The 24078-nt window shown below is 71.6% G+C and carries 19 protein-coding genes; 6 read left to right on the forward strand and 13 right to left on the reverse strand.

All coding sequences use genetic code 11. The features are described 5' to 3' along the window. Nucleotides 1–326 precede the first annotated feature (326 nt). Nucleotides 327–1406: a methyltransferase domain-containing protein gene (locus tag ACZ4WQ_RS04560; RefSeq protein ID WP_385341424.1), complete on the forward strand. Its 1080-nt coding sequence runs from the start codon at nt 327–329 to the stop codon at nt 1404–1406. Nucleotides 1407–1542: 136 nt separating this feature from the next. Here ACZ4WQ_RS04560 and ppdK read toward each other — a convergent pair whose 3' ends face one another. From ppdK to ACZ4WQ_RS04585, 5 genes are all read right to left on the reverse strand, one after another. Beyond that, nucleotides 1543–4269: a pyruvate, phosphate dikinase gene (gene ppdK / locus ACZ4WQ_RS04565; RefSeq protein ID WP_311722582.1), complete on the reverse strand. Its 2727-nt coding sequence runs from the start codon at nt 4267–4269 to the stop codon at nt 1543–1545. A gap of 444 nt (nt 4270–4713) precedes the next feature. Next, a complete protein-coding gene (locus ACZ4WQ_RS04570) occupies nt 4714–5904 on the reverse strand; it encodes an ROK family transcriptional regulator (protein WP_468022051.1) in 1191 nt (396 codons plus the stop codon). 39 nt (nt 5905–5943) lie between these two features. Then, entirely contained in the window at nt 5944–6810 is an 867-nt protein-coding gene (locus ACZ4WQ_RS04575; protein WP_311722580.1) for a carbohydrate ABC transporter permease, read from the reverse strand. Between the two features lie 32 nt (nt 6811–6842). Then, nucleotides 6843–7820: a carbohydrate ABC transporter permease gene (locus ACZ4WQ_RS04580; RefSeq protein WP_311722579.1), complete on the reverse strand. Its 978-nt coding sequence runs from the start codon at nt 7818–7820 to the stop codon at nt 6843–6845. Continuing rightward, nucleotides 7817–9253: an ABC transporter substrate-binding protein gene (locus tag ACZ4WQ_RS04585; protein ID WP_398369517.1), complete on the reverse strand. Its 1437-nt coding sequence runs from the start codon at nt 9251–9253 to the stop codon at nt 7817–7819. The genes ACZ4WQ_RS04580 and ACZ4WQ_RS04585 overlap by 4 nt, the downstream gene beginning before the upstream one ends. 168 nt (nt 9254–9421) lie before the next feature. On the opposite strand from ACZ4WQ_RS04585, the gene ACZ4WQ_RS04590 reads away from it, so the two are divergent. Beyond that, complete coding sequence (locus tag ACZ4WQ_RS04590; protein ID WP_311722926.1) at nt 9422–10789, forward strand: MGH1-like glycoside hydrolase domain-containing protein; 1368 nt, start codon at nt 9422–9424, stop codon at nt 10787–10789. 19 nt (nt 10790–10808) lie between these two features. On the opposite strand, the gene dusB is transcribed toward ACZ4WQ_RS04590, so the two are convergent. After that, nucleotides 10809–11942: a tRNA dihydrouridine synthase DusB gene (gene dusB, locus ACZ4WQ_RS04595; protein WP_468022052.1), complete on the reverse strand. Its 1134-nt coding sequence runs from the start codon at nt 11940–11942 to the stop codon at nt 10809–10811. A 185-nt stretch (nt 11943–12127) separates the two neighbouring features. On the opposite strand from dusB, the gene ACZ4WQ_RS04600 reads away from it, so the two are divergent. After that, nucleotides 12128–13591 carry an MFS transporter gene (locus ACZ4WQ_RS04600; protein ID WP_468022053.1) on the forward strand — a complete coding sequence of 488 codons (1464 nt, stop codon included), beginning with the start codon at nt 12128–12130 and terminating at the stop codon, nt 13589–13591. Here the strand turns inward: ACZ4WQ_RS04600 and ACZ4WQ_RS04605 are convergent. After that, nucleotides 13564–14445: a helix-turn-helix transcriptional regulator gene (locus ACZ4WQ_RS04605; RefSeq protein ID WP_468022054.1), complete on the reverse strand. Its 882-nt coding sequence runs from the start codon at nt 14443–14445 to the stop codon at nt 13564–13566. The genes ACZ4WQ_RS04600 and ACZ4WQ_RS04605 overlap by 28 nt on opposite strands. A 90-nt stretch (nt 14446–14535) precedes the next feature. On the opposite strand from ACZ4WQ_RS04605, the gene ACZ4WQ_RS04610 reads away from it, so the two are divergent. Continuing rightward, complete coding sequence (locus ACZ4WQ_RS04610) at nt 14536–15996, forward strand: MFS transporter (RefSeq protein ID WP_468022055.1); 1461 nt, start codon at nt 14536–14538, stop codon at nt 15994–15996. Between the two features lie 2 nt (nt 15997–15998). On the opposite strand, the gene ACZ4WQ_RS04615 is transcribed toward ACZ4WQ_RS04610, so the two are convergent. Then, entirely contained in the window at nt 15999–16904 is a 906-nt protein-coding gene (locus tag ACZ4WQ_RS04615; protein WP_358845160.1) for a DMT family transporter, read from the reverse strand. A gap of 162 nt (nt 16905–17066) precedes the next feature. Beyond that, nucleotides 17067–18203, reverse strand: coding sequence for an MFS transporter (locus tag ACZ4WQ_RS04620; RefSeq protein WP_385341577.1), 1137 nt, complete (start codon nt 18201–18203; stop codon nt 17067–17069). Nucleotides 18204–18807: 604 nt separating this feature from the next. On the opposite strand from ACZ4WQ_RS04620, the gene ACZ4WQ_RS04625 reads away from it, so the two are divergent. Continuing rightward, on the forward strand, nt 18808–19524 hold the full coding sequence (locus ACZ4WQ_RS04625) for an amidohydrolase family protein (protein WP_468022056.1): 717 nt from the start codon (nt 18808–18810) through the stop codon (nt 19522–19524). A 103-nt stretch (nt 19525–19627) separates the two neighbouring features. Here ACZ4WQ_RS04625 and ACZ4WQ_RS04630 read toward each other — a convergent pair whose 3' ends face one another. Both ACZ4WQ_RS04630 and ACZ4WQ_RS04635 read right to left on the reverse strand, forming a co-directional pair. Next, the gene (locus tag ACZ4WQ_RS04630) at nt 19628–20272 is read right to left on the reverse strand and encodes a response regulator transcription factor (protein WP_311722571.1); all 645 of its coding nucleotides are present in this window, start codon (nt 20270–20272) and stop codon (nt 19628–19630) included. Then, a complete protein-coding gene (locus ACZ4WQ_RS04635; protein ID WP_468022057.1) occupies nt 20260–21453 on the reverse strand; it encodes a sensor histidine kinase in 1194 nt (397 codons plus the stop codon). Before ACZ4WQ_RS04635 ends, ACZ4WQ_RS04630 begins: the two co-directional genes overlap by 13 nt. Before the next feature lie 183 nt (nt 21454–21636). Here ACZ4WQ_RS04635 and ACZ4WQ_RS04640 point away from each other — a divergent pair, with 183 nt between their 5' ends. Continuing rightward, nucleotides 21637–22170: a hypothetical protein gene (locus tag ACZ4WQ_RS04640; protein WP_468022058.1), complete on the forward strand. Its 534-nt coding sequence runs from the start codon at nt 21637–21639 to the stop codon at nt 22168–22170. Here the strand turns inward: ACZ4WQ_RS04640 and ACZ4WQ_RS04645 are convergent. Further along, entirely contained in the window at nt 22139–22432 is a 294-nt protein-coding gene (locus tag ACZ4WQ_RS04645) for a hypothetical protein (protein ID WP_385341402.1), read from the reverse strand. The two genes, ACZ4WQ_RS04640 and ACZ4WQ_RS04645, sit on opposite strands and share 32 nt — an antisense overlap. 120 nt (nt 22433–22552) lie before the next feature. Then, nucleotides 22553–23935, reverse strand: a complete 1383-nt coding sequence (locus ACZ4WQ_RS04650) for a glycine--tRNA ligase (protein WP_385341400.1) — start codon at nt 23933–23935, stop codon at nt 22553–22555. Nucleotides 23936–24078: the final 143 nt, after the last annotated feature.

Raw genomic sequence — 24078 nt, forward strand, 5'->3', positions numbered from 1 at the left:
CGCAAACCTCGACCCTGAGCTACGGGATCTGGCCGGAAGCGCTGCCGAAAACGCTGCCGGACAGCTGTCCGAGGAGCGCAGACAGAACAAGGAGCGCTCCCACCGCACCACAAGCCACCCGCCCCGGCCGGTGAGGACGGTCGGCCGGGGCGGGTAGAAAGTGCGCGACGGCGTGGGGAAGGCCCTTGCGCTGAGACCTCATGAGGTGGTGAGCAGTGATCTCCCAGGGCAAGCACAAGGGCGATCCCGCCCCGATCAAGCCGTGGACCCCACCGCCCCCGCCGCCGCCGGACGGCAACCAGCCACCGAAGGAGAAGTGACACGCTGTGACCGACTGGCCACAGCGCCAGGCCGCGCTCCTGGACGCCCTCGCGGCGTCCGGGGCGCTGCCCCTCGAATGGCGCCCTGCCTTCGACGCCGTACCACGCCACCAGTTCGTCCCCCGGGAAGTCTGGAAGCAGGAAGTGACCTGCGCACCCGTCACCACCGAGGCCGCCTGGTGGGATCTGGTGTACAGCGACGAGCCGATCGTGACGCAACTGGACGACGGCAAAGGCGGCGGTCCCGGTGTGGCCACTTCCTCCGGCTCCAAGCCGTCGCTGGTCGCCCGGATGCTGGGCGTGCTCGACGTAGCCGACGGCCACCAGGTGCTGGAGATCGGCACCGGCACCGGCTGGAACGCCGCCCTGCTCTCCGCACGCCTGGGCAGCGAGAACGTCACGACGGTCGAGGTGGACGAGCGCCTGGCCGAGCGGGCCGAGAAGGCGATCGGCGCCGCCGGATACGGTCCCCGCGTCATCCACGGTGACGGAGCGCTGGGATGGGCGTCCGGGGCGCCGTATGAGCGGCTGATCGCCACCTGCTCCGTGCGCCAGGTCCCGCCGGCCTGGATCGAGCAGACCGCCCCCGGCGGCGTGATCGTCGTCCCGTTCGCCTTGGACTTCTGGTCCGGCGCGCTCCTCCGCCTGGACGTCAGCGGGGGTGTGGCGCAAGGGCGGCCCGTCGGCGATGCGCAGTTCATGCCGATGCGTTCGCACCGTCCCGTGGCGGATGCCCCCGTGGACGGTTCCACGGCGCGCCGCGCGCCTGGGAGCACCGTTCCTGACACGGTGGCGAGCCTCGGGTTCGCCCTCTACACCAGCGCGCGGCTGCCCGGGGTCGCGATGACGGACGGCCACTCTGAGGGGACGTACCAGATCTGGCTGTGGGACCGGGAAGGATCGGCGGCCACCGTGACGGACGAGGAGGTGTGGCAGTACGGCCCCCGGAGCCTGTGGGAGGAGGTCGCCGAGGCGCACGCCGGCTACGTCGGCGACGGCAGCCCGTCGGCCGAGGAGTTCGGTGTGACCGTCGACGGCGCCGGGCAGCGGGTGTGGCTCCGGTCACCGGAGGCACCGATCGTGTGAGGGGGAGGGGCCCCAGCGACACCGCAGGCAGCAAAGGAGGGGGCGGCACCTCCGCACAGGTGCCGCCCCCTTTGCGAGCCGGAGTCAGTGCCGGGGTTGAGGGTTGGGGTACCCCGAGGTGACTCCGGAGGTGCGGTTACCGCCCGGCGGCGGCCGCGCGGCCGGCTTCCAGGCGCGCGACGGGGATGCGGAACGGCGAGCAGGAGACGTAGTCCAGGCCCACCTCGTGGAAGAAGTGGACGGACTCCGGGTCGCCGCCGTGCTCCCCGCAGACGCCGAGCTTGAGGTCGGGGCGGGTGGCCCGGCCGGCCTCGGCGGCGCTGCGGACGAGGGAGCCGACGCCATCCTTGTCGATGGTCTCGAAGGGGCTGACGCCGAAGATGCCCTTCTCCAGGTAGGCGGTGAAGAAGCTGGCCTCGACGTCGTCGCGGGAGAAGCCCCAGACGGTCTGGGTGAGGTCGTTGGTGCCGAAGGAGAAGAAGTCGGCGGACTCGGCGATCTGACCGGCGGTCAGCGCGGCGCGCGGCAGCTCGATCATGGTGCCGAGGGTCAGCTTGAGGTCCACGCCCCGGGCCCGCTGCACCTCCTCGATGACCTGCTCGGCCTCCTCGCGGACGATCTCCAGCTCCTGGACCGTGCCGACCAGCGGGATCATGATCTCGGCGCGCGGGTCGCCCTTGGCGTTCCGGCGCTCGGCGGCGGCCTCCGCGATGGCCCGTACCTGCATGGCGAACAGGCCGGGGATGACGAGGCCGAGGCGCACCCCGCGCAGGCCCAGCATCGGGTTCTGCTCGTGCAGGCGGTGCACGGCCTGGAGCAGCCGCAGGTCGTTCTCGTTGTGGTCCTTGCGGGACTCGGCGAGCGCGACGCGCACCGACAGCTCGGTGATGTCGGGCAGGAACTCGTGCAGCGGCGGGTCGAGCAGCCGTACGGTGACGGGCAGCCCGTCCATGGACTCGAAGAGCTCGACGAAGTCGTCCTTCTGGAGCGGCAGCAGCGCGCCGAGGGCGGTCTCGCGCTCCTCGTCGGTGTGGGCGAGGATCAGCCGCTCGACGAGTTCGCGCCGCTCGCCGAGGAACATGTGCTCGGTGCGGCACAGGCCGATGCCCTGGGCCCCGAACCGCCGGGCGCGGTTGGCGTCCTCGGCGTTGTCGGCGTTGGCCCGCACCCGCAGCCGGCGCACCCGGTCGGCGTAGGCCATGATCCGGTGGACGGCGCCCACGAGTTCGTCGGCGTCGTCGGCGCCCGCGTGCATCCGGCCCTCGAAGTACTCGACGACCGGGGACGGCACGACCGGCACCTTGCCGAGGTAGACCTTGCCGGTGGAGCCGTCGATGGAGACGACGTCGCCCTCCTCGATCACCAGGCCGTCCTTGCCGTCGAGGGCGGGCACCGTCATCCGGCGCCGCTTGGTGTCGACTTCGAGCTCCTCGGCGCCGCAGACACAGGTCTTGCCCATGCCGCGGGCGACCACGGCGGCATGCGAGGTCTTGCCGCCCCGGGAGGTCAGGATGCCCTCGGCGGCGATCATGCCGTCGAGGTCGTCGGGGTTGGTCTCGCGGCGGATGAGGATGACCTTCTCGCCGGACCGGGACCACTTGACCGCGGTGTACGAGTCGAAGACGGCCTTGCCGACGGCCGCGCCCGGCGAGGCGGCGATGCCCCGCCCGAGCTTGCGTACCGTGCCGTTCTCGGCCGCTTCCTCGTCGAAGCGCGGGAACATCAGCTGGGCCAGTTGGGCGCCGTTGACCCGGCGCAGCGCCTCGGCCTCGTCGATCAGGCCCTGGTCGACCAGCTGGGTGGCGATCCGGAAGGCGGCCCCGGCGGTGCGCTTGCCGACGCGGGTCTGGAGCATCCACAGCTTGCTGCGCTCGATGGTGAACTCGATGTCGCACAGGTCCCGGTAGTGCGTCTCCAGGATCTCCATGATCCGCATCAGCTCGTCGTACGAGCCCTTGTCGATCTGTTCGAGGTCGGCGAGCGGCACGGTGTTGCGGATGCCGGCGACGACGTCCTCGCCCTGTGCGTTCTGGAGGTAGTCGCCGTATACGCCCTGCTGGCCGCTGGCCGGGTCGCGGGTGAAGGCGACGCCGGTGCCCGAGTCGGGGCCGAGGTTGCCGAAGACCATGGAGCAGATGTTGACCGCCGTGCCCAGGTCGTGAGGGATGCGCTCCTGGCGGCGGTAGAGCTTGGCGCGGTCGCCGTTCCACGAGTCGAAGACCGCCCGCACCGCGAGGTCCATCTGCTCGCGCGGCTCCTGCGGGAAGCCGCGGCCGGTCTCGTTGGCGACGATGTCCTTGAACTCGGTGACCAGCCGCTTGAGGTCGCCGGCGTCCAGGTCGACGTCGACGGTCACGCCCTTGGCGCGCTTGGCCTCCTCCAGCGCCTCCTCGAAGAGGTCGCCGTCCACGCCGAGCACGGTCTTGCCGAACATCTGGATGAGGCGGCGGTAGGAGTCCCAGGCGAACCGCTCGTCGCCGGCCTGGGCGGCGAGCCCGGCGACCGAGTCGTCGGAGAGGCCGATGTTCAGGACGGTGTCCATCATGCCGGGCATCGAGAACTTCGCGCCGGAGCGCACGGAGACCAGCAGCGGGTCGTCCGGCTGGCCGAGGGTCTTGCCCATCTTGTTCTCGAGGGCGTCGAGGTGCGCACTCACCTCGTCGCGCAGGGCCGCGGGCTCCTCACCACTGTCGAGGTAGACCTTGCAGGCCTCGGTGGTGATCGTGAAGCCCGGTGGCACGGGGAGACCGAGATTGGTCATCTCGGCGAGGTTGGCGCCCTTCCCGCCGAGCAGGTCCTTGAGATCCTTGTTGCCCTCGGTGAAGTCGTAAACGAACTTCTGCTGATCTTGTGTTTCCGGCACGGGACTCGAACTCCTCGGCTCGGCTGCCCTGACGGCGGGGAGCGTACCCAGATCGAAGGTTCCTGAGTATGTCCACTCCCCTGTCATTCGGCCGTAACCACCCGCCTGCCACGAGTTCGAAAGTCACTCGTACGAATGGCCCTCGCTCGCCGCACCTTCAAGGGTCGAACACATACCCACACTGCGCCTATATTCTAGCGCGCCAATCTTACTCTGTGTAATCATTGATTCGGGGTGTCGAACATCCAAAACTGGCACGGAGTGCCACGCCTTGGAGAGGTGAGGGCAGCGGGGGGCCACTGAACCCCCTCCCCGGACGTGCTCATGTGAGCGACAGGCCTATCAGAGTGGCGAGAATCACGCGGTCTGACGGCCCCTCATCTCGCCTTTTGGATACAACGAGTGGGAGTCCGCTCAAACGAGCATTGATCAGATGAGCATTGCTCAGGCAAGCGCCGCGAGCCGGGCGTCCGCCCGCGCCGGCGAGTACAGCGACTCCACGACCATCGCGGTGGCCCCGACCAGGCTCGCGCGGTCGCCGAGCCGCGAGGTGACCACCTGGAGATGGGCCGTGGTGCGCGGCAGCGCCCGCTGGTAGAGCAGCTCCCGCACGCCGGTGAGGAACGGCACCCCGGCCAGGTCCCCGCCGACCATCAGCACCCCCGGGTTGAGCAGCGTGACCACGGTGACCAGCACCTCCCCGACCCGCCGCCCCGCGTCCCGGGCCATCCGCACCGCCGTCGGGTCGCCTTCCGCCAGCAGCGCGCGCACATCCGAGCCGGAGGCGGCGGGCCGCCCCGCCGCGCTCAGGTCCCGGGCCAGCGCCCGCCCGCTGGCCACGGCCGCCAGACAGCCGTACGCGCCGCACATGCACAGCGCGTCGGGCCGGTCGTGCAGCCGGATGTGGCCGATGTCCCCGGCCCCGCCGTCGATGCCGCGGTAGATCTCGCCACCGACCACCACCCCGGCACCTATCCCGGTGGAGACCTTGACCAGGACGAACGCCGAGCAGTCGGGGTAACCCGCGCGCTGCTCCCCGTACGCCATCAGATTGGCGTCGTTGTCGACCAGCACCGGCACCGGGGCGAGGGCGGGGTGGAAGGCGCGCCGGATCCGCTCCCCGATCGGGTAGCGGTCCCAGCCCGGCATGATCGGCGGCTGCACGGCCTGCCCGCTCTCCCAGTCCACCGGGCCCGGCACGGAGAGCCCGATCCCGCAGACCCGCCCGGGGTCGGCACCGGCCCGCTCCAGCAGCGGCCCGAACCACCCGGCGACCTCGTCCAGCACCCGCTCGGGGCCGTCCGTGATGTCCAGCGGCGCGGTGTGCTCGGCCAGCGGGGTGCCCGCGAGGTCCATGACGGCGGCCCGCCCGTGCCGGGTCTCCAGGTTGACGGCCAGCACCACGGCATGGCCGGGGTCGAACTCCAGCCGCGCGGAGGGGCGCCCTCCGGTGGAGGTGCCCCCCGCGCCGCCGCGCACCCAGCCCGCCCGGAAGAGCTGGTCCAGGCGGTGTCCGACGGTGGACCTGGACAGCCCGGTCGCGGCCTGGAGCTCCCCGCGCGTGGTGGCCCGCCCGCTGCGGATCAGCTGAAGCAGATGGCCCGCGCTGGCCTGGGTCCCGGTGCTGCCCGCCATCTCGCTCCTCGCCGCTGTCGGTCGTATGCCTGCCCCCGCCTACCCCTTGTCCGCGCCGCTGGTCAGGCCCTCGGTCAACAGTCGCTCGGCGGCGAAGAACAGCAGCACCACCGGGAGGGTGAGCACCACCGATCCGGCCATCAGGACCGTCTTGGAGACCTCGACACCGCCCGCGAGCTGCTGGAGGCCCAGAGAGACGGTCCACCGGTCGGGTTCGGCGGCGAGGAAGAGCAGCGCGAAGAGGAATTCGTTCCAGGCGATCATAAAGATGTACAGGCCGGTCGCCATGAGGGAGGGCAGCGCGAGCGGCAGGACGACCTTGCGGACCGTCTGAAGCCGCGAACATCCGTCCAGCGCCGCGGCCTCCTCGACGCTGTACGGGACGGTGACGAAGTAGTTCTTCATCATGTACACCGACACCGGCACGGTCTGCGCGACGTAGACGATCGCCAGCCCCACCAGGCTGCCCTGTAGCCCCAGCTTGGCGAACATCACGAACAACGGCACGGCCAGCAGCGTCGCGGGGAACAGATACACCGCCAGGAACAGCGCCCCGACCTGGCGGCTGCCGAAGAACCGCAGCCTGCTGACGGCGTACGCGCCGGGCACCGCGACCAGCAGGGTCAGCGCGACCGTGCCGAGCGAGACCAGCGCGGAGTTCAGCAGCATCCGCAGAAAGCCCTGCCCGCCCTCGTCGGCCGGCTTCAGGACGCTGCGGTAGGTGTCGAGGGTGAAGTCCTTCGCGGACACCCACAGGCTGCCGGGGTCCAGCAGCAGCGCGTCGATCGGCTTCACCGACAGCAGCAGCATGTAGCCGAACGGCACGATGGTGATCAGCGCGAGGAAGGCGATCACCACCCAGCGGGCGACGGCGAAGAAGCGCTCCTCGAACTGCGCACGGCTCATGGGGCGGCTCGTCGGGCGACTCGTCAGGCGGCTCATCGGGCTGCCTCCTCCTGGGTCTTACGGGCGAAGAAGGCGAAGTAGACGCCGAGCAGGACCATCAGCACCGCGGCGAGGACGAGCGCCTGCGCGGAGGCCGCCCCGACGTCGTAGCGCGAGGTGAGGAAGTCGTAGACCCGCACCGCGACCACATCCGTCCCGGCGCCGCCGCCGGTGAGCAGATAGACGTCGTCGAACTTGTTGAAGGTCATGATGAAGCGCAACACGCTCAGCAGCGCGATCACCGGCATCAGCTGCGGCAGCAGGATGTGCCTCAGCCGCTGGCTCGGCGTGGCGCCGTCCACCTTGGCCGCCTCCTCCAGGCCGGGCGGCACCGCCTGGAGCCGGGCCAGCAGGAACAGGAAGGCGAAGGGGAAGTAGCGCCAGGTCTCGAAGGCGATGACGGTGAGCAGGGCCAGCGGCACGTCGAAGCCCATCCCCAGCAGGTGCACGGTGTACTGACGGGTGGACAGGAAGGCGATCGGGTCGTCCCAGCCGAAGAGCTTCGCGCCCCACGCGTTGACGATGCCGTACTGCGGGCTGAGCGCGACCTGCCAGACGAAGGCCACGGCGACGACCGGGGCGACGTACGGCAGCAGCATGGCCCCGCGCAGCAGCCCCCGGCCGCGGAACGGCCGGCGCAGGGCGAGGGCGGCGACCAGACCGAGGGCGATCGAGCCGAAGGTGGCCCCCGCGGTGTACAGGAGGGTGGTCCACAGGGAGGACCAGAAGCCGGGCGAGTCGAAGACGGACGCGAAGTTGTGCAGGGTCCAGTGGCCGAACAGGCCCATGCCCTGGATGTCGATGAGCCGGGCGCGCTGGAAGGCCAGCAGCACGGTCCACAGGATGGGCAGTACGACCACGACCAGCACCACCACGAAGGTGGGGGTGACGAAGGCGAGGCCCGCGCGGTTCTCGCGCCGGGCGGCGGTGTCGCGCCGGGCGCGCGTGGGGCGGGGGCGGGGGGTGGTCATCGCAGGGACCTCCGCAGGGCGGTGACTTCCTCGGCGGCGTCGTGCGCGGCCCGGTCGGGCGAGAGCTGGCCGCCGGTCATGGCGGAGACGATCTTGGGGATGGGCAGTTCGCCGTTGAGCGCGCCGACCAAGGCGCCCTCGCCCTGCTCGATCCCCCAGCGCTTGATCCTGCCGACACCCGCCGCGAGCTCGTCGAGCAGCGTGTCGGGAAAGACCTCGTTCATCGGCTTCTTGACGTCGACGCCCATGTCGCCGGCGCGCCAGGCGCGGCGGTAGCGGTCGGGAGCGGCGGCGGTGCCGGTGCGCACGGGGATCTTGCCCTCGGGCGCCATGCCGAACCAGTCCTCGTAGCCCGAGGTCATCATGTACATGAGGAAGGTCTTCGTCGCCTCGGTCTCGGCGGTCCTGGTCACGGTCCAGGAGGTGATATCGCCGAACTGGGCGGCCTCCCGGCCGTCGGGGCCCTTGAGCGCCGTGACGATCCCGCTGTTGTCGGCGAGGAACGAGCGGTCACGCGCGCACTGGGGGCAGCTGGGCAAGGCGTCCTTGCGCAGCCCCGCGAGCTCGTCCAGCAGGAACGACGACCAGATGACCATCGCCGACTTCCCGGAGAAGTAGCCGGCGCGGGTGGAGTCGACGGTCTGGGTGCCGGGCGCGCCGTGCCGCCGGGCCAGGGTGTCGTAGGTGGTGAAGGCGGTGCGGCAGGCCGGGGAGTCCAGCGCCACGTCTCCCTCGCCGCCTTCCGCGTCGTCTTCCGCGTCGTCTTCCGCGTCGTCGATGAGCCGGCAGCCGTTGCCGAGGGCCAGACTCTCGAAGCTCTGCTGGGTGAAGACGTCCGCCGGGTCGGTGGCGGCGGAGATCCCGTCCCGGCCGCGGACATCCAGCCGGTCGGCGGCGCGCAGCAGATCGCGGTAGCTCTCGGGGGCCGGCAGTCCGTCCCGCTCGAAGAGGTCCTGGCGGTACACGAGCAGTTGGAGCCAGGCGTCGGACGGTACGCCGAGCCGGGTGCCCCGGTCGGAGGCGAGGCGGAGGGCGTTGGCGTCGAAGGTGCCGGGGCCGAGCCGCTTGATCACCTCGCCCGGGACGCGGGTGTTGACCAGGCCGTTGCTGTACATCTGCCACATCTGGCCCAGCGGGAGGGCGGCGATCGCGTCGGGCAGCCGCCCGGCGGCCGCCGCCGACATGATCATCTGGGGCAGCTGGGCCTCGCTCACCCCCACCAGCTTGACGCTGATGCCGGTCTTGTCCTCGAACCGGTCGACGATCTTCTGGGTGGCCGCCATCCGCGGCGGCAGGCTCTCCAGTGACCACACGGTGAGCTTGTTGTCGGGTTTGTCGGTCGCGCCGCTCGAGCACCCGGCCAGCAGGCCGATGCCCAGTGCCGCGGCTATCCCGGCTGCGGTCGCCTTCGACCGCCGGGTCCACAGTCGCATCTCAGTCCTCACGCGCCACTTATGCTTGTGAGCAACGCATCACAGCATCAGTTTTGCGTATTGACAAGACATAAGCCTGGGATATCTTCGCCGTAACAGCAACGGCAAAGCCACGACCACCCACCGGAGTCCTTCGTGGAAAGCGGCGAGCTCTACCGGCCCGCGCCCATGCGGCTGCTGCGCGGCGCCCGGCGGGTCCTCCTGGAGAACTGGACCGGCACCTCCACGGTCCCCTCGCGCGGCCTGTACCCGCACCAGTGGAGCTGGGACTCGGCGTTCATCGCCATCGGGCTGCGCCATCTGTCGGTGCGCCGCGCCCAGCGCGAGCTGGAGACCCTGCTGAGCGCCCAGTGGGGCGACGGCCGGATCCCGCACATCGTCTTCAACCCGGCCGTGCCGCTTGACGCGTACTTCCCGAGCCCCGACTTCTGGCGCTCCTCCAGCGCGGGCGCGGCCGCCGGCGCCCCCACGGCCGTCGAGAGCTCCGGCATCGTCCAGCCGCCCGTCCACGCGCTCGCCTGCCGGCTGGTGCACCTCGCCGACCCGCGCGCCTCCGCCCGCCGCGGCTTCCTGGACCGGCTCTACCCGCGGCTCGCGGCCTGGCACCGCTATCTGGCCGAGTGCCGCGACCTGGGCGGCCACGGGCTGGTGTCCGTGGTCCACCCCTGGGAGCCCGGCATGGACAACAGCCCCTGCTGGGACGCCCCGCTGGCGCGCGTCGAGCCCGCCCCGCCGGGCACCTTCCGCCGCGCCGACCTCGACCACGGCGCGGCCGCCGACCGGCCCACCGACCTGGACTACGGCCGCTATGTGCGGCTCGCCGCCGACTACCGGGACCGCGGCTACCACGACGACGGGCCACCGCCCGCCTTCGCGGTCGAGGACCCCGGGGTCAACGCGCTGCTGATCGCCTCCGAGCACGCGCTGGCCGACATCGCCGCCGCCGTCGGCGCCGACCCCGCACCCCACCTGGCGCGGGCGCGGCGGCTCACCGCCGCCCTGGTCGAGCGGTTGTGGGACCCGGCCGCCGGGCTGTTCCTGTGCCGCGACCTGCGCGCAGGGCACATGGGTGGCGGCGCGCTGATCCCCGAGCGCAGCGCGGCCGGGCTGCTGCCGCTGATCGTGCCCGGCCTGCCGGACGAGATCGCCGCCGCCCTGATCCGCACCGCGTCGGGCGACCACTTCGGCCTGGGCACCTCGGTGCGCCTGGTGCCCAGCTACGACCTGCTGGGGGCCGCCTTCGACGCGTCCCGCTACTGGCGCGGGCCCGCGTGGTTCAACGTCAACTGGCTGGTGGAGCGCGGCCTGCGGCTCCATGGCGCGGTGGACCGGGCCGACGCGCTGCGCTCCGCCGCGCTCGACACGGCCGTCTCCTCCGGCTTCGCCGAGTACGTCGACCCGTACACCGGCGAGGCGCGCGGCACCCGCGACTTCGCCTGGACGGCGGCCCTGGCACTGGACCTGCTGGTGACCTCGGGCGGAGCGGGTACGGAGCTGGTGACGGCGGAGCGGGAGATGGCCGCCGAACCGGAGTGAGGGACAACCAGGGGCGCGCTCAGCCGCCCGACGTGTCCAGTTCCGCGTCCGCGCTCACGCCCGCGCAGTCGTACGGGTCGTTCAGCCAGCCGTCGGGCAGCACCACCCGGTTGCGGCCGGAGGTGCGGCCGCGCGGGCCGTCCGCGCCCGGCGGCCACCCCTGGTCCAGGTCCAGCTCGCCGAGCAGCGCGTCCAGCTCGTCCAGGGACGAGGTGATCGCCAGCCGCTTGCGCATCTCGGAGCCCACCGAGAAGCCCTTGGTGTACCAGGCGACGTGCTTGCGGAAGTCGATGACGCCCCGCTCCTCGTCCTCCAGCCACTGGGCCAGCAGCTCGGCGTGGCGCCGCATGACCGCCGCGACCTCCCGGAGGGTCGGCCGGGCGGGCGCGCCGCCGCCCTCGAAGGCGGCCACCAGATCGCCGAACAGCCAGGGCCGCCCCAGGCAGCCGCGCCCCACGACCACGCCGTCGCAGCCCGTGCGCCGCATCATCCGCAGCGCGTCGTCCGCCGACCAGATGTCGCCGTTGCCCAGCACCGGGATCTCGGGCACGGTCTCCTTCAGCCGGGCGATGGCCTCCCAGTCGGCCTCGCCGCCGTAGTGCTGCGCCGCCGTGCGGCCGTGCAGCGCGATGGCGGTCACACCCTCCTCGACCGCGATCCGGCCCGCGTCGAGGTAGGTGATGTGGTCGTCGTCGATGCCCTTGCGCATCTTCATGGTCACCGGCAGCGAGCCCGCGCCGGTCACGGCCTCGCGCAGGATCGAGCGCAGCAGGTGCCGCTTGTACGGGAGCGCCGAACCGCCTCCCTTGCGGGTGACCTTGGGGACCGGGCAGCCGAAGTTGAGGTCGATGTGGTCGGCCAGGTCCTCATCGACGATCATCCGTACGGCCTTGCCGACGGTCGCCGGGTCCACCCCGTACAGCTGGATGGAGCGGGGCTTCTCGGTGCCGTCGAAGCGGATCAGCCGCATGGTCTTGGCGTCGCGCTCGACCAGCGCCCGGGTCGTGATCATCTCGCTCACGAACAGCCCCTTGCCCCCACTGAACTCGCGGCACAGGGTGCGGAACGGCGCGTTGGTGATCCCGGCCATGGGCGCGAGCACCACCGGCGGGGTCACCGTGTGCGGTCCGATCTGGAGCTGCGTGGCGGTCATGGAAGGGGCTTCCTCGGGTGTCTCTCGGGTATCTCTCGGATATGCGGTGACTCGGCCGAGCGACCTGATCGGGTCAGGACGGCAGATCTCTCATTGTCCCGCACCCGATGTCCCGCGTCCGCCACGGGGGAAGGCCCGGAGGGAGGATGGGGGAAAGACGGTGGATGTCGATGTAGCGTTCAATCATGCCTGAGCTGAGCCATCGGCGGCGCACGCTCGTGCTGGCGATCTGCTGCATGAGTCTGCTGCTCGTCAGCCTCGACAACACCGTCCTCAATGTGGCGCTGCCCTCGATGCGGCGTGACCTGCACGCCTCCGTCTCGGGCATGCAGTGGACGATCGACGCGTACACACTGGTGCTCGCCGCGCTGCTGATGCTCGCGGGCTCGACGGCGGACCGGGTGGGGCGCAAGCGCACCTTCCAGACCGGCCTGGTGGTCTTCACCCTCGGCTCGGCGCTGTGCAGCCTCGCGCCGAACCTGGAGGCACTGGTGGCCTTCCGCATGGTGCAGGCGGTCGGCGGCTCGATGCTCAACCCCGTCGCCATGTCGATCATCACCAACACCTTCACCGAGCCCCGGGAGCGGGCCCGCGCGATCGGGGTGTGGGGCGGGGTCGTCGGTATCAGCATGGCCGCCGGGCCGCTGGTGGGCGGGGTGCTGGTGCAGTCGGTCGGCTGGCGCTCGATCTTCTGGCTCAACCTGCCGATAGGGCTCCTGGCCCTGGTGCTGACCGCCCGCTACGTGCCCGAGTCGCGCGCCCCGAAGCCGCGCCGGCCCGATCCGGTGGGCCAGGTGCTGGTCGCCACCCTGCTCGGCTCGCTCACCTACGCGATCATCGAGGCGCCCGACCGGGGCTGGGGCTCGCCGCTGATCGCCGCGTGCACCACGGTCTCCGCCGTCTCGCTGGTCGCGCTCGTGGCGTACGAGCGGCGGCGCACCGAGCCGCTGATCGAGCTGCGCTTCTTCCACAGCGCGCCCTTCAGCGGGGCCACGGTGATAGCGGTGAGCGCCTTCGCGGCGCTGAGCGGGTTCCTGTTCCTGAACACGCTGTATCTCCAGGACGTCCGCGGGCTCAACGCACTGCACGCCGGGCTGTGGATGCTGCCGATGGCGGCCATGTGCTTCGTCTTCGCGCCACTGTCCGGGCGGCTGGTCGGCAGCCGCGGTCCGCGTCTGCCGCTGCTCCTTGCGGGGATGGCGATGGGGCTGAGCGGGGTGCTGTTCGCGGCCTTCGACGCCCAGGCCACCGACGCCCTGCTGCTGATCGGCTATGTGCTGTTCGGCATCGGCTTCGGCCTGGTCAACGCGCCCATCACCAACACCGCGGTGTCCGGGATGCCGCGCGCCCAGGCCGGGGTCGCGGCCGCCGTGGCCTCCACCAGCCGCCAGGTGGGCGCGTCGCTGGGCGTCGCGGTGATCGGCGCCGTGCTGGCCTCGGGCGCGGCGGGCACCACCGCCTCCGCCACGCGCTTCGCGGACGCCGCCCGCCCCGCGTGGTGGATCATCGCCGGATGCGGGGCCTCGGTCCTGCTGCTCGGGCTGGTGACCACCGGCAAGTGGGCGGCCGCCACCGCCCGCCGCGCCGCCGCGCTGTTCGGCGACGACGAACGCGCGCCCGCTCAGGCCTCGGCGAGAACCAGTGCCTGAAGCCGCTCCAGGCGCTCCCGCGTCTCGTCGTCCGCCGGGGTGTAGACATGCAGCTTGGGCCCGGTGCCGGGGCCGATCCACAGATTGGTGCCGGTGACCCGGAGCGTGCCCACCTGCGCCTGGCGGAAGACCTTGACCCGGTCGCCGGGGCGCAGCACCTCATGCCGGGCCCAGACCTCGCGGAACTCGGGCGAGGCGTCCTGGAACCGCTTCAGCAGCGCCTTCCACGGCGGCTCGGCCAGATGCTCGGCCATCGACGCCCGGAACTTGGCGGCCATCGCCCGGATCGTCTCGTCCGGGTCGGCCATGCTGGCGCGCCACTCCCCATGGGTGAGGGTCAGCCACAGGCAGTTGCGGTCCTCCAGGGGCACCGCGTCCAGGTCGCACAGCAGCCGCCCGTAGGTGCGGTTGTACGCGAGGATGTCCAGCCGGGCGTTCTGCACACAGGCCGGGAACGGCTCCAGCTGCTCCAGCATCAGCCCCAGCGCGGGGGTCACGGCGGTGCACTCGCCGCCGGGGCTCGGGTCGACGGCCCCGGAGAGCGCGAACAGGTGCTCGCGCTCGCTGCGGTCCAGGAGCAGCGCGCGGGCGATCGAGTCGAGGACCTGTGTGGAGACATGGATGTCCCGCGCCTGTTCGAGCCACGTGTACCAGGTGACCCCGACCGCGGCCAGCTGGGCGACCTCCTCGCGGCGCAGCCCCGGCGTGCGCCTGCGCCGCCCGCGCTCCAGGCCCACCTGCTCGGGGGTGATCCGCTCGCGCCGGCTGCGCAGGAACGCCGCCAGTTCGCCCCGCCGTACATCGGTGGCCGTGGCGGTGGCGACGGCCGCGGTCTCCTGCGCCATGGTTGTCATGGGATCCAGGGTGCCTGAGGGCTCAGCCGGTTGCCAGGTAGTTCTTGTACCAGGATAAAGACACTCTGGTACCTGTCTGAGCCGGGCGCGATGGTCGTAGTCGTGACCCAGACAAGCATCCGTACCCAGGCCCCGGCGCGCGGGGCCACCAGAGCCCCGAGCGACGCAGACGGGTCCCTGAGCGCCCTAGGCCTGTTCACCGTGCTGCTCGGCGCGGCCCTCCCCCTGATCGACTTCTTCATCGTCAACGTCGCCCTGCCCGCCATGGACCGTGACCTGAACGCGGGCCCCGCCCTGCTGGAGCTGGTCGTCGCCGGATACGGCGTCGCGTACGCCGTGCTGCTGGTCCTCGGCGGCCGGCTGGGCGACACCTTCGGCCGGCGCAGGCTCTTCCTCGCCGGCATGGCCGCCTTCGGGGTGACGTCCCTGGCCTGCGGCCTCGCGCCCAACGCCTGGACCCTGGTGGCGGGTCGCGTGGCGCAGGGCGCCGCGGCGGCGCTGCTGCTCCCCCAGGTGCTCGCCACCATCCACGCCACCACCTCCGGCCCGCGCCGCGCCCGCGCGGTGAGCCTGTACGGCGCCACGGCCGGCCTCGCCATGGTGGCGGGGCAGATCCTGGGCGGCGTGCTGGTGGCCGCCGATGTCGCGGGCACGGGGTGGCGCGCGGTCTTCCTGGTCAATGTGCCGGTCGCGGCCGCCGGGCTGGTCGTCGCCGCCCGCGCGGTCCCTGAGACCCGCTCCAAGCACCCCGCCCCCGTCGACGTGCCCGGCACCGCGCTGCTGGCCCTCGCCCTGGTGGCGCTGCTGCTGCCGCTCACCGAGGGCCGCGCGGCGGGCTGGCCGCTGTGGACCTGGCTGCTGCTCGGCGTCTTCCCCGTCGCGGCGGTCGCCTTCTACGTCACCGAGCGGCGCCTCGAGTCCTCCGGCCGCGTCCCGCTCCTCCCGCCGAGCCTGTTCGCCCTGCCCGGACTGCGGCGGGGCCTGCTGATGATCCTTCCGTTCAGCGCGGGCTTCGGCGGCTTCATGTTCGTCATCGCGGTCGCGCTCCAGCAGGGCCTGCGGTACGGGCCCGTCGAGGCCGGTCTCGCGCTGACGCCGATGGCCGCGGCCTTCTTCGTGGCCTCGCTGATGGGCCCGCGCCTGGTGAGCCGGTACGGCAACCGCGTGGTGACCGCGGGCGCGGTCTTCCAGGCGGTCGGCATCGTCCTGCTGATGCTGGCCGTCCAGCGCGACTGGGCAGGCCTGTCCCTGGCCGACCTGACGCCCGGCATCGCCATCGCCGGCTTCGGCCAGGGCCTGCAACTCCCGGTTCTGATCCGCGGCATCCTCGCCGAGGTCCCCGCGGAGCGGGCCGGGGTCGGCAGCGGGGTGATGGTCACCACCCAGCAGTCCGCGCTGGCCCTGGGCGTGGCCACCCTCGGCACGCTCTTCCTGACCCTGGCCCCGTCCATGGGCATGGGCGACGCCCTGGCCAGAACCCTGGCCATCCAACTCGTGGGCATCGTCATAACCGGCCTGCTGAGCCTGCGCCTCCCCCGCCTGCTGGCGTGACATCACATGGTGGCTGTGACGGGTTGCCCGTCCCGCTGCGGTGCGTCTTCGTCCGGGTTGACGCACTTCACCAGGCACCTGGTGCGGGACAGGGCGAAGACGCCGTAGCCGAGCAGGGCGACGCCCAGGAGCGCGGGCAGGAGCCATAGTCCGCGGCGCGGCGACTCCGCGAAGAGCGTGACGCCGAGGCAGAAGCTGACCGTGGCGTCTCCCAGGGTGAGGGCCGGCTGGGACGCGATCATCGGGCCGCCTTGCATGGCGTATCCGAGCAGGAAGATCGAGAGCGATCCGACGGCCGCGAAGGTGTAGGTCTGCCAGGTGAGGAAGAACGCCGCAGCCCCCTTCTCGGTGAGCGTTCCCATGGCGGACTTGACCAGTGCCGCGGTGAGTGCGTTGCCGATCGCGGCCGCGGCCGCCAGGCAGGCGGCGCGGGCCAGACCCCGCGGGCGCCGGAGTCCCGCCAGGGCGAGTGCGGCGCCGGCCCCGCCGACGGCGGCCAGCGTGGGCGCCCACCAGACCCCCGGCACCTGGGAGCGCCCTCCGGAAGGGAACGCGGAGAACAGCGCGACGGCCAGCCCCACGAAGATGCAGATCACGCAGAGCCACGCCCTGCGCGACACCCGCACGCGGAACACCGCGCTGCCGGCCAGGAGGGCCAGGGGAAGTTCGAGGATGAAGACGGGCTGGACGGCCGCCAGGGTCCCGGCGTTCAGGGCCAGAGCCTGAAAGAGCGCGGAGCAGACGACCCCCACGATTCCGCCGAACCAGACCGGACTGTGCAGGAGGTGCCGGACGAGCCCGAGGCGGGCCGAGGAGTCCGGCACTTCCAGGGCCGCTCGCCGTTGCAGCACGGTTCCCATGGCGTTGCTGCCGGCAGCGAGCACGGCGAACGTGACCGCCACAATCATCCCAGTCGTACCTCGTACCACTTCCACATCGAGTCCGGGTCTGGTCCACGATGGCACCCCATGGCGGCTTTGGCCAATATTGAGTGGTTTCGTCACACACCGTGGCCACCACAGCCCGGTGCGGTCCGTGAGTACGGACCGCACCGGGCTCGAACGGGGTGCTCACTCGGAAACAGGGACCGCCTTCCGTGCGGCGGCCCGGCGCTCGGTGAGCCAGTACAGCAGCGCCAGCAGGGGCAGGGCTGCGCCGAAGGCGCTGACCGCACCCCAGCCGCCGGCACGGTAGGCCATCGAGCCGACCTGGGAGCCCAGGGCGCCGCCGAGGAAGAAGGTGGCGATGAAGGCCGAGTTGAGGCGGGCCCGGGCGCTGGCGTCGAGCTGGTAGATGGTGTGCTGGCCGAGGATCAGGGTGGTCTGCACGGCCATGTCGATGGCGATCGCGGCCAGGGCGAGCAGCACGATGCTGTGCTGACCGAAGCCGGCGACCGCGAAGGCCACCGCGGCGACGGCGAACGCGACACCGGTCATGGGGCGGACGAGCTTGCGGTCGGCCCAGTGCCCGGCGAGCGGGGCGATGGCCGCACCGGCGGCTCCGACGAGGGCGAAGATGCCGACGCCGACGGGAGAGTAGTTGAAGGGGGAGCTGGTCAGTACGTAGGAGACGGTCGTCCAGAAGGCGCTGAAGCCGCCGAACATCGCCGCCTGGTACAGGCCGCGGCGCAGCAGCGCGGGATGGGTGCGCACCAGTGCGACGGTGGAGCGCAGCACGTGGTGGTACGGCACGGTGGTGGTGGGCGCGTGCTTCGGCAGCGCTGCCCGCAGGGCCACGGCCAGGACGGCCATCAGGACCGCGGAGCCGAGGTAGACGACGCGCCAGCCGGCGATGTCCGAGACCAGGCTGCTCACGGTGCGGGAGAGCAGGATGCCGGTGAGCAGGCCGCTCATCACCCGGCCCACGATCCGGCCGCGGGCGTGGTCGGGAGCCAGACTTGCCGCGAACGGCACCAGGATCTGGGCGACGACCGAGGTGGCACCGCTGATCAGGGAGGCGACCAGCAGCATGGGGAAGCCGGTGGCGAAGCCGGCCGCGACCAGGGCCAGGGTGGTGACGGTCAGCAGGGCGGTGATCAGGCTTCGCTTCTCCAATCGGTCGCCGAGCGGGACCAGGAAGAGCATGCCGATCACGTAACCGACCTGGGTGAGCGTGATGAGGACGCCCGCGGTGGCCGTGGTGATGTGGAAGACGTCGCGCAGCGAGGACAGCAGCGGCTGCGCGTAGTAGAGGTTGGCGACCGTCATGCCGGAGGCGACGGCCAGCAGTGCGACCAACCAGCCCGGGACGCCATGGGGAGCGGGGGCGCTGGTCGCGGCGCGGTGGGATGTGCGCGGCTCGGAGCTGCGCAGCTCGGTTGTCTGGGACACGGGACCTTCTTCGTTGACGCCTGAGGGTGATCGTCGAGCGGCTTCCTTGCTGCTCTCACGGGGGTAAAGCGCGGGGGACCCCTCATCGCTTCCCCCTTTCCGGCGATGGATCTGGATGTCAGTTATCTCGATCACAGATGACCGCTCTCGGCGTGCTCCTGCCCGCGCGCTGAGGACGGCCCTGGTGTGTACGTTGAAGTTGTGGCCCTGCCCACCCTCCGCTCCGGAGTCGTCGACGTTCACGCGCACTGGCTGCCGCGTGAACTGCTCGGCCTGCCGCCGGGGAACCCGCTCGGCGGCATGAACGACCGGGATGGCGCGCTCTTCCTCGGAGACAGTCCCCTGTCGTTCCCGACCGCGGCGATGACCGATATCGACGCCATCGTCGCGGACACGCGGAAAGCGGGGGCTCGGCGCGCGCGCCGTCTCGGCGCCGCCCTTCGCCTTTCCGGTCCACGCGCCGTCCGAGGCGGACGACTACGTGGCCGCCTACAACGAGCGGCTCGCCGACGCGGTGTCCCACACGGACGGAACGCTCGTCGGGCTCGGCCTGGTACGGCTGGACGATGTCGCTGCGGCCCGACGGGAGCTGACGCGGCTCGCCGGGGCGGACGGCGTCGCGGGCATCGCCGTGCCGCCGGTGGTCGACGGCCGCTCCTACGACCGGGGTGTCCTGCGGGAGGTGCTCGGCGTCGCCGCCGGGCTCGGGCTGTCCGTGCTGGTGCATCCGATGCAGCTGCCGCGCCCGGAATGGGACCACCACTACCTGGTCAACCTGATCGGCAACCCGGTGGAGACCACGACCGCCGTGGCCTCGGTCGTCCTGGGCGGCGTCCTGGAGGAGCTGCCCGGCCTGCGGATCTGCTTCGTACACGGCGGAGGCTGCGCCCCCTCCCTGATCGGGAGATGGGAGCACGGCTGGCGGTCCCGCGAGGATGTGCACCGGGGCAGTACGCGGCCGCCCGCGGAGTCGTTCGAGCAGCTGTACTTCGACACGGTCACCCACGATCCGCAGGTGCTGACGCTGCTGCGCTCGCATGCGTCACCGGACCGGATCGTCTGCGGCAGCGACTACCCCTTCGACATGGCGCAGCCCGACCCGGTCGGATTCCTGCTCGGCCATGGGATCGACGCCGCGACGCTGGAGGCGAACGGCCGCCGGTTCCTGGGGATGAAGGCCGCGGACGGGCGGCGGTGACGCCCGATGCGGCCGAGTGAGGCCCGCATGCGGTTCTCCATGGGCCACCGGGCTGGGGTCCGGGGCACAGCCCCGGTTCGGGAAGGGGCGGGGAGGGGAAACGTCAGCCGACGCCGAGGAACCGCAGGACCGCCAGCACCCGCCTGTGATCCCCCTCCGCCACCGGCAGGTCCAGCTTCACGAAGATGCTGTTGATGTGCTTGGCCACAGCCGACTCGCTGATCACCAACCCCTCCGCGATCCCCGCGTTGGACCGCCCCTGAGCCATCAGCTCCAGAACCTCCCGCTCCCGCGCGGTCAGCCGGTCCAGCGGGTCGCGGTGGCGGCGGACGAGGAGTTGGGCGACGACCTGGGGGTCGAGCGCGGTGCCGCCGCCGGCGACGCGGTGGAGGGCGGCGATGAAGTCCTCGACGTCCGCGACGCGTTGCTTGAGGAGGTACCCGATCCCGCTGGTGTGCGTGGTCAGCAGGTCCGCGGCGTAGCGCTCCTCCACGTACTGGGACAGCAGTAGCACCGCCGTGTCCGGCCACTGGCGGCGGATCAGCAGCGCGGCCCGTACGCCCTCGTCGGTGAAGCCCGGGGGCATCCGGACGTCGACCACGGCGATGTCCGGGTGGTGTTCCTCGACCGCCGCGAGCAGACCGTCCGCGTCGTCCGCCTCCGCCGTGACCTCGAAGCCCGCGGTCTGGAGGACCTTCACCAGGCCGATCCGCAGCAGGACCGAGTCCTCGGCGATCACAGCACGCACGGCAGCTCCACGGTGATGACGGTCGGGCCCCCGCGGGGGCTGCTGAGGTCGAAGGTCCCGTCCACGGAGCCCACGCGCCCCACGAGCCCCGTGAGGCCGCTGCCCTGGGCGGGGTCGGCGCCGCCGATCCCGTCGTCGGCGATCACCACGCGCAGTATGTCGCCCGTCCTGACGACCGTGACATCGGCCCCCGTGGCCTGTGCGTGTTTGGTGGTGTTGGCCAGGGATTCGGAGACGACGAAGTAGGCGACGGCCTCGACGGTGGGCGCGGGGCGTTCGGGGATGTCGACATGCAGCCGTACGGGCAGCGGGGCGCGGGCGGCGATGCCGGAGAGAGCGGCGTCCAGGCCGCGGTCGTCGAGGACGGCGGGGTGCAGCCCGCGCACCAGGTTGTTCAGCTCCTCGATGGCCTCCTTGGCCTCCCGGTGCGCCTCGTCGATGACCTTACGGGCCTCCTCGGGCAGATCACCGAGCGTGGCCTTGGCCAGGCCGAGGTTGACCGCCATGGAGACGAGCCGCTGCTGGGCGCCGTCGTGCAAGTCGCGTTCGATGCGGCGGCGTTCGGCGTCGGCCGCGTCGACGGTGCCCGCGCGGCGCTCGGTCAGGTCCTCGACCCGGCGCTCCAGCTCCGTCGCCGGGTCGGGGCCGAGCAGCGCGGTGGCGGCGCGGACGTCGGCCCGTGCGAGAGCGCCGGTGAGCCAGTAAGCGAGGGCGAGCAGGGCGAGGCCGAGCGCGGTGACATACGTGGCCGCCATGGCGGTGGGGAGGAACTTCAGCCGCCCGCCCAGCGGGCTCCAGACGAACACGGTCGAAGCCGCCAGCCCCACGACCACGAGGACGATGGCCAGCACCCCGCCGCAGGCGACAGCGGGCGCGACCAGCAGGTTGTAGCGCAGCTCCGGCCCCCGGCGCGCCGGGCCGGGGATGTCGATGCCGAGCAGGGCCTTGAAACGGCGCCGCTGCATCCGGGTGAACGCCGGGCTGACAGCGGCCAGGGCGGCGATCGGCAGGGCGACGGCGACCAGGACGCCCAGGAGCGGCATCGCGGTGTCGCTGTAGACCAGCCACGGCACGCTCAACACCAACAGGGCCAGGAACTGCACGGATATGCCCGCGAGCCCGAATACCGCGTCGCGCCGCAGCCGGATGAGCGCTGCTTGTGGCGCGGTGGGGAGTCTCATGCGCCGACCTTAGACCGCCGCCTCGGGGCGGGTCGCTGGCGCCCGTACCCGGATCGGGGGTGCAACTAGTGCCACCCCCATTCGGCAACTCGCGTTACCGACAGGCGCGATCGTGCCGGGAAGGCTGGTGGCCATGCCCGAGGAGCAGCCGAGCCGAATCGGGCCGGAAGGAGATCAGCCCTGATGAGCGCCCTGTACGCCCCCACGGCCCGCCCCACACGGAACGCCCGCGCGCCCCGGGCCGCCCAGGCCGCCCGGCCCACCCGGGCCACCCGGGCCACCCGGGCCGTGGAGTCGGTGCTCCTCGTCAGTGGCGCCGCGCTGGTCCCCTGGCTCGTCGTGCTGGCGACGACGCTGCCGCCCACGGCCCAGGTCGGCCACTGGAACGTGGCCTGGGCGGGCCTGGACGCGCTGGAGGCGCTCGGGCTGGTGGCCACCGGGCTGCTGCGGCGGCGCGGCGACGGCCGCCACCGGCTCACCGCGGCGGCGACCTGCGCGCTGCTGGTGGTGGACGCGTGGTTCGACACCGTGACGGCGGCCCCGGGCGCCGAGCTGGCCACGGCCCTGGCCATGGCGGTGTGCGCGGAGCTGCCGCTGGCGGTGGTGTGCGCGACGCTGGCCCTGAAAACGGACCGCAGGACAGGCCGCACCGACGCCGGCATAGACACCGACACCGACACCGCCCTCAGGTCTGAGACATCGCCCACCACAAAATGACCGCGGAGATCAGAAAGCAGACGGTCATCGCCCACAGCACCTGCCGCCGCGCCCGCGCGTCGGCCGTCATGGTCGGGCTGCCGACCGCGCCGTGAGCCTGGGCGAGGTGGTCGAGCCCCTTGTGCCGGGCGCCGCCGTAGGTGATCTGCTCTTCCCAGTCGCAGTGCAGACAGCCGAGCAGCCGCCGCTGTCTGGCGCCGTATCCGTAGCTCACCTCGAAGACGGTGCCGTCCTCACGGGTGGCCGTGATGTGGTGCGTCACACCTCGCAGCACGATTCCAGAACCCCCGTTCTCCGCAGAGCCGACGGGCCCTGGCGCCGCGGCAGTCTACCCGCGGCGCCAGGGCCCGTAGCGGCCTGATCGCGTCTTTGAACGCCCTGGTCAGCAGCCGATCAGTCGGCCGCCCAGGTAGGACTGGATCTGGTCGAGGGAGACCCGCTCCTGCTTCATCGTGTCGCGCTCGCGCACGGTCACCGCGTTGTCCTCGAGCGTGTCGAAGTCGACGGTGACGCAGAACGGCGTGCCGATCTCGTCCTGGCGGCGGTAGCGGCGGCCGATCGCGCCCGCGTCGTCGAACTCGATGTTCCAGTGCTTGCGCAGGTCGGTCGCGAGCCCCTTGGCCTTCGGCGAGAGCTGCGGGTTGCGGGACAGCGGCAGCACGGCGACCTTGACCGGCGCGAGACGCGGGTCGAGCCGCAGCACGGTGCGCTTCTCCATCTTGCCCTTGGCGTTGGGCGCCTCGTCCTCGATGTACGCGTCGAGGAGGAAGGCCAGCAGCGCGCGGCCCACGCCCGCCGCCGGCTCGATGACGTACGGCGTCCAGCGCTCGCCGGCCTCCTGGTCGAAGTACGACAGGTCCTGGCCGGAGGCCTGGGAGTGGGCCTTCAGGTCATAGTCGGTGCGGTTGGCCACGCCCTCGAGCTCGCCCCACTCCGAGCCGCCGAAGTTGAAGCGGTACTCGATGTCGGCGGTGCGCTTGGAGTAGTGGGAGAGCTTCTCCTTGGCGTGCTCGTACCAGCGGATGTTGGCCTCCTGGAGGCCGAGGTCGCGGTACCAGTTCCAGCGCTGCTCCATCCAGTACTCCTGCCAGGCCTCGTCCTCGCCCGGCTTGACGAAGAACTCCATCTCCATCTGCTCGAATTCGCGCGTACGGAAGATGAAGTTGCCCGGCGTGATCTCGTTGCGGAAGGACTTGCCGATCTGGGCGATGCCGAACGGCGGCTTCCGGCGCGAGGTCTGCTGCACGGCGAGGAAGTTGGTGAAGATGCCCTGGGCGGTCTCGGGGCGCAGATAGGCGACCGAGCCGGAGTCCTGGGTCGGGCCGAGGTGCGTGGAGAGCAGGCCGGAGAACTGCTTGGGCTCGGTGAAGCTGCCCTTGGTGCCGCAGTGCGGACAGTTCAGGTCCGCCAGGCCGTTCTCGGGCAGCCGGCCGTGCTTGGCCTCGTACGCCTCCTCCAGGTGGTCCGCGCGGAACCGCTTGTGGCAGGAGGTGCACTCGGTGAGCGGGTCGGTGAAGGTGGCGACGTGGCCGGACGCCTCCCAGACCTCGCGGGCGAGGATCACCGACGAGTCGAGACCGACCACGTCGTCGCGTGAGGTGACCATCGAGCGCCACCACTGACGCTTGATGTTCTCCTTCAGCTCCACGCCGAGCGGTCCGTAGTCCCAGGCAGCTCGCTGCCCGCCGTAGATCTCGCTGGACGGGTAGACGAAGCCACGGCGCTTGCTCAGGCTGACGATGGTGTCGATCTTGTCGGCGGCCACGGTGCTCTCTTCATTGATGACGGCTGATGACGACTGAGTGAGATGGTGAGACGGCTGTGTGAGACGACTCTGTTATGGCTGATGGCGGCTTTGCGGACGGCGTGCGGACGACAAAGCGAATGCTTCAGGTTACCGGCGGCTCC

Source organism: Streptomyces sp. NPDC028305 (genome assembly GCF_055569495.1).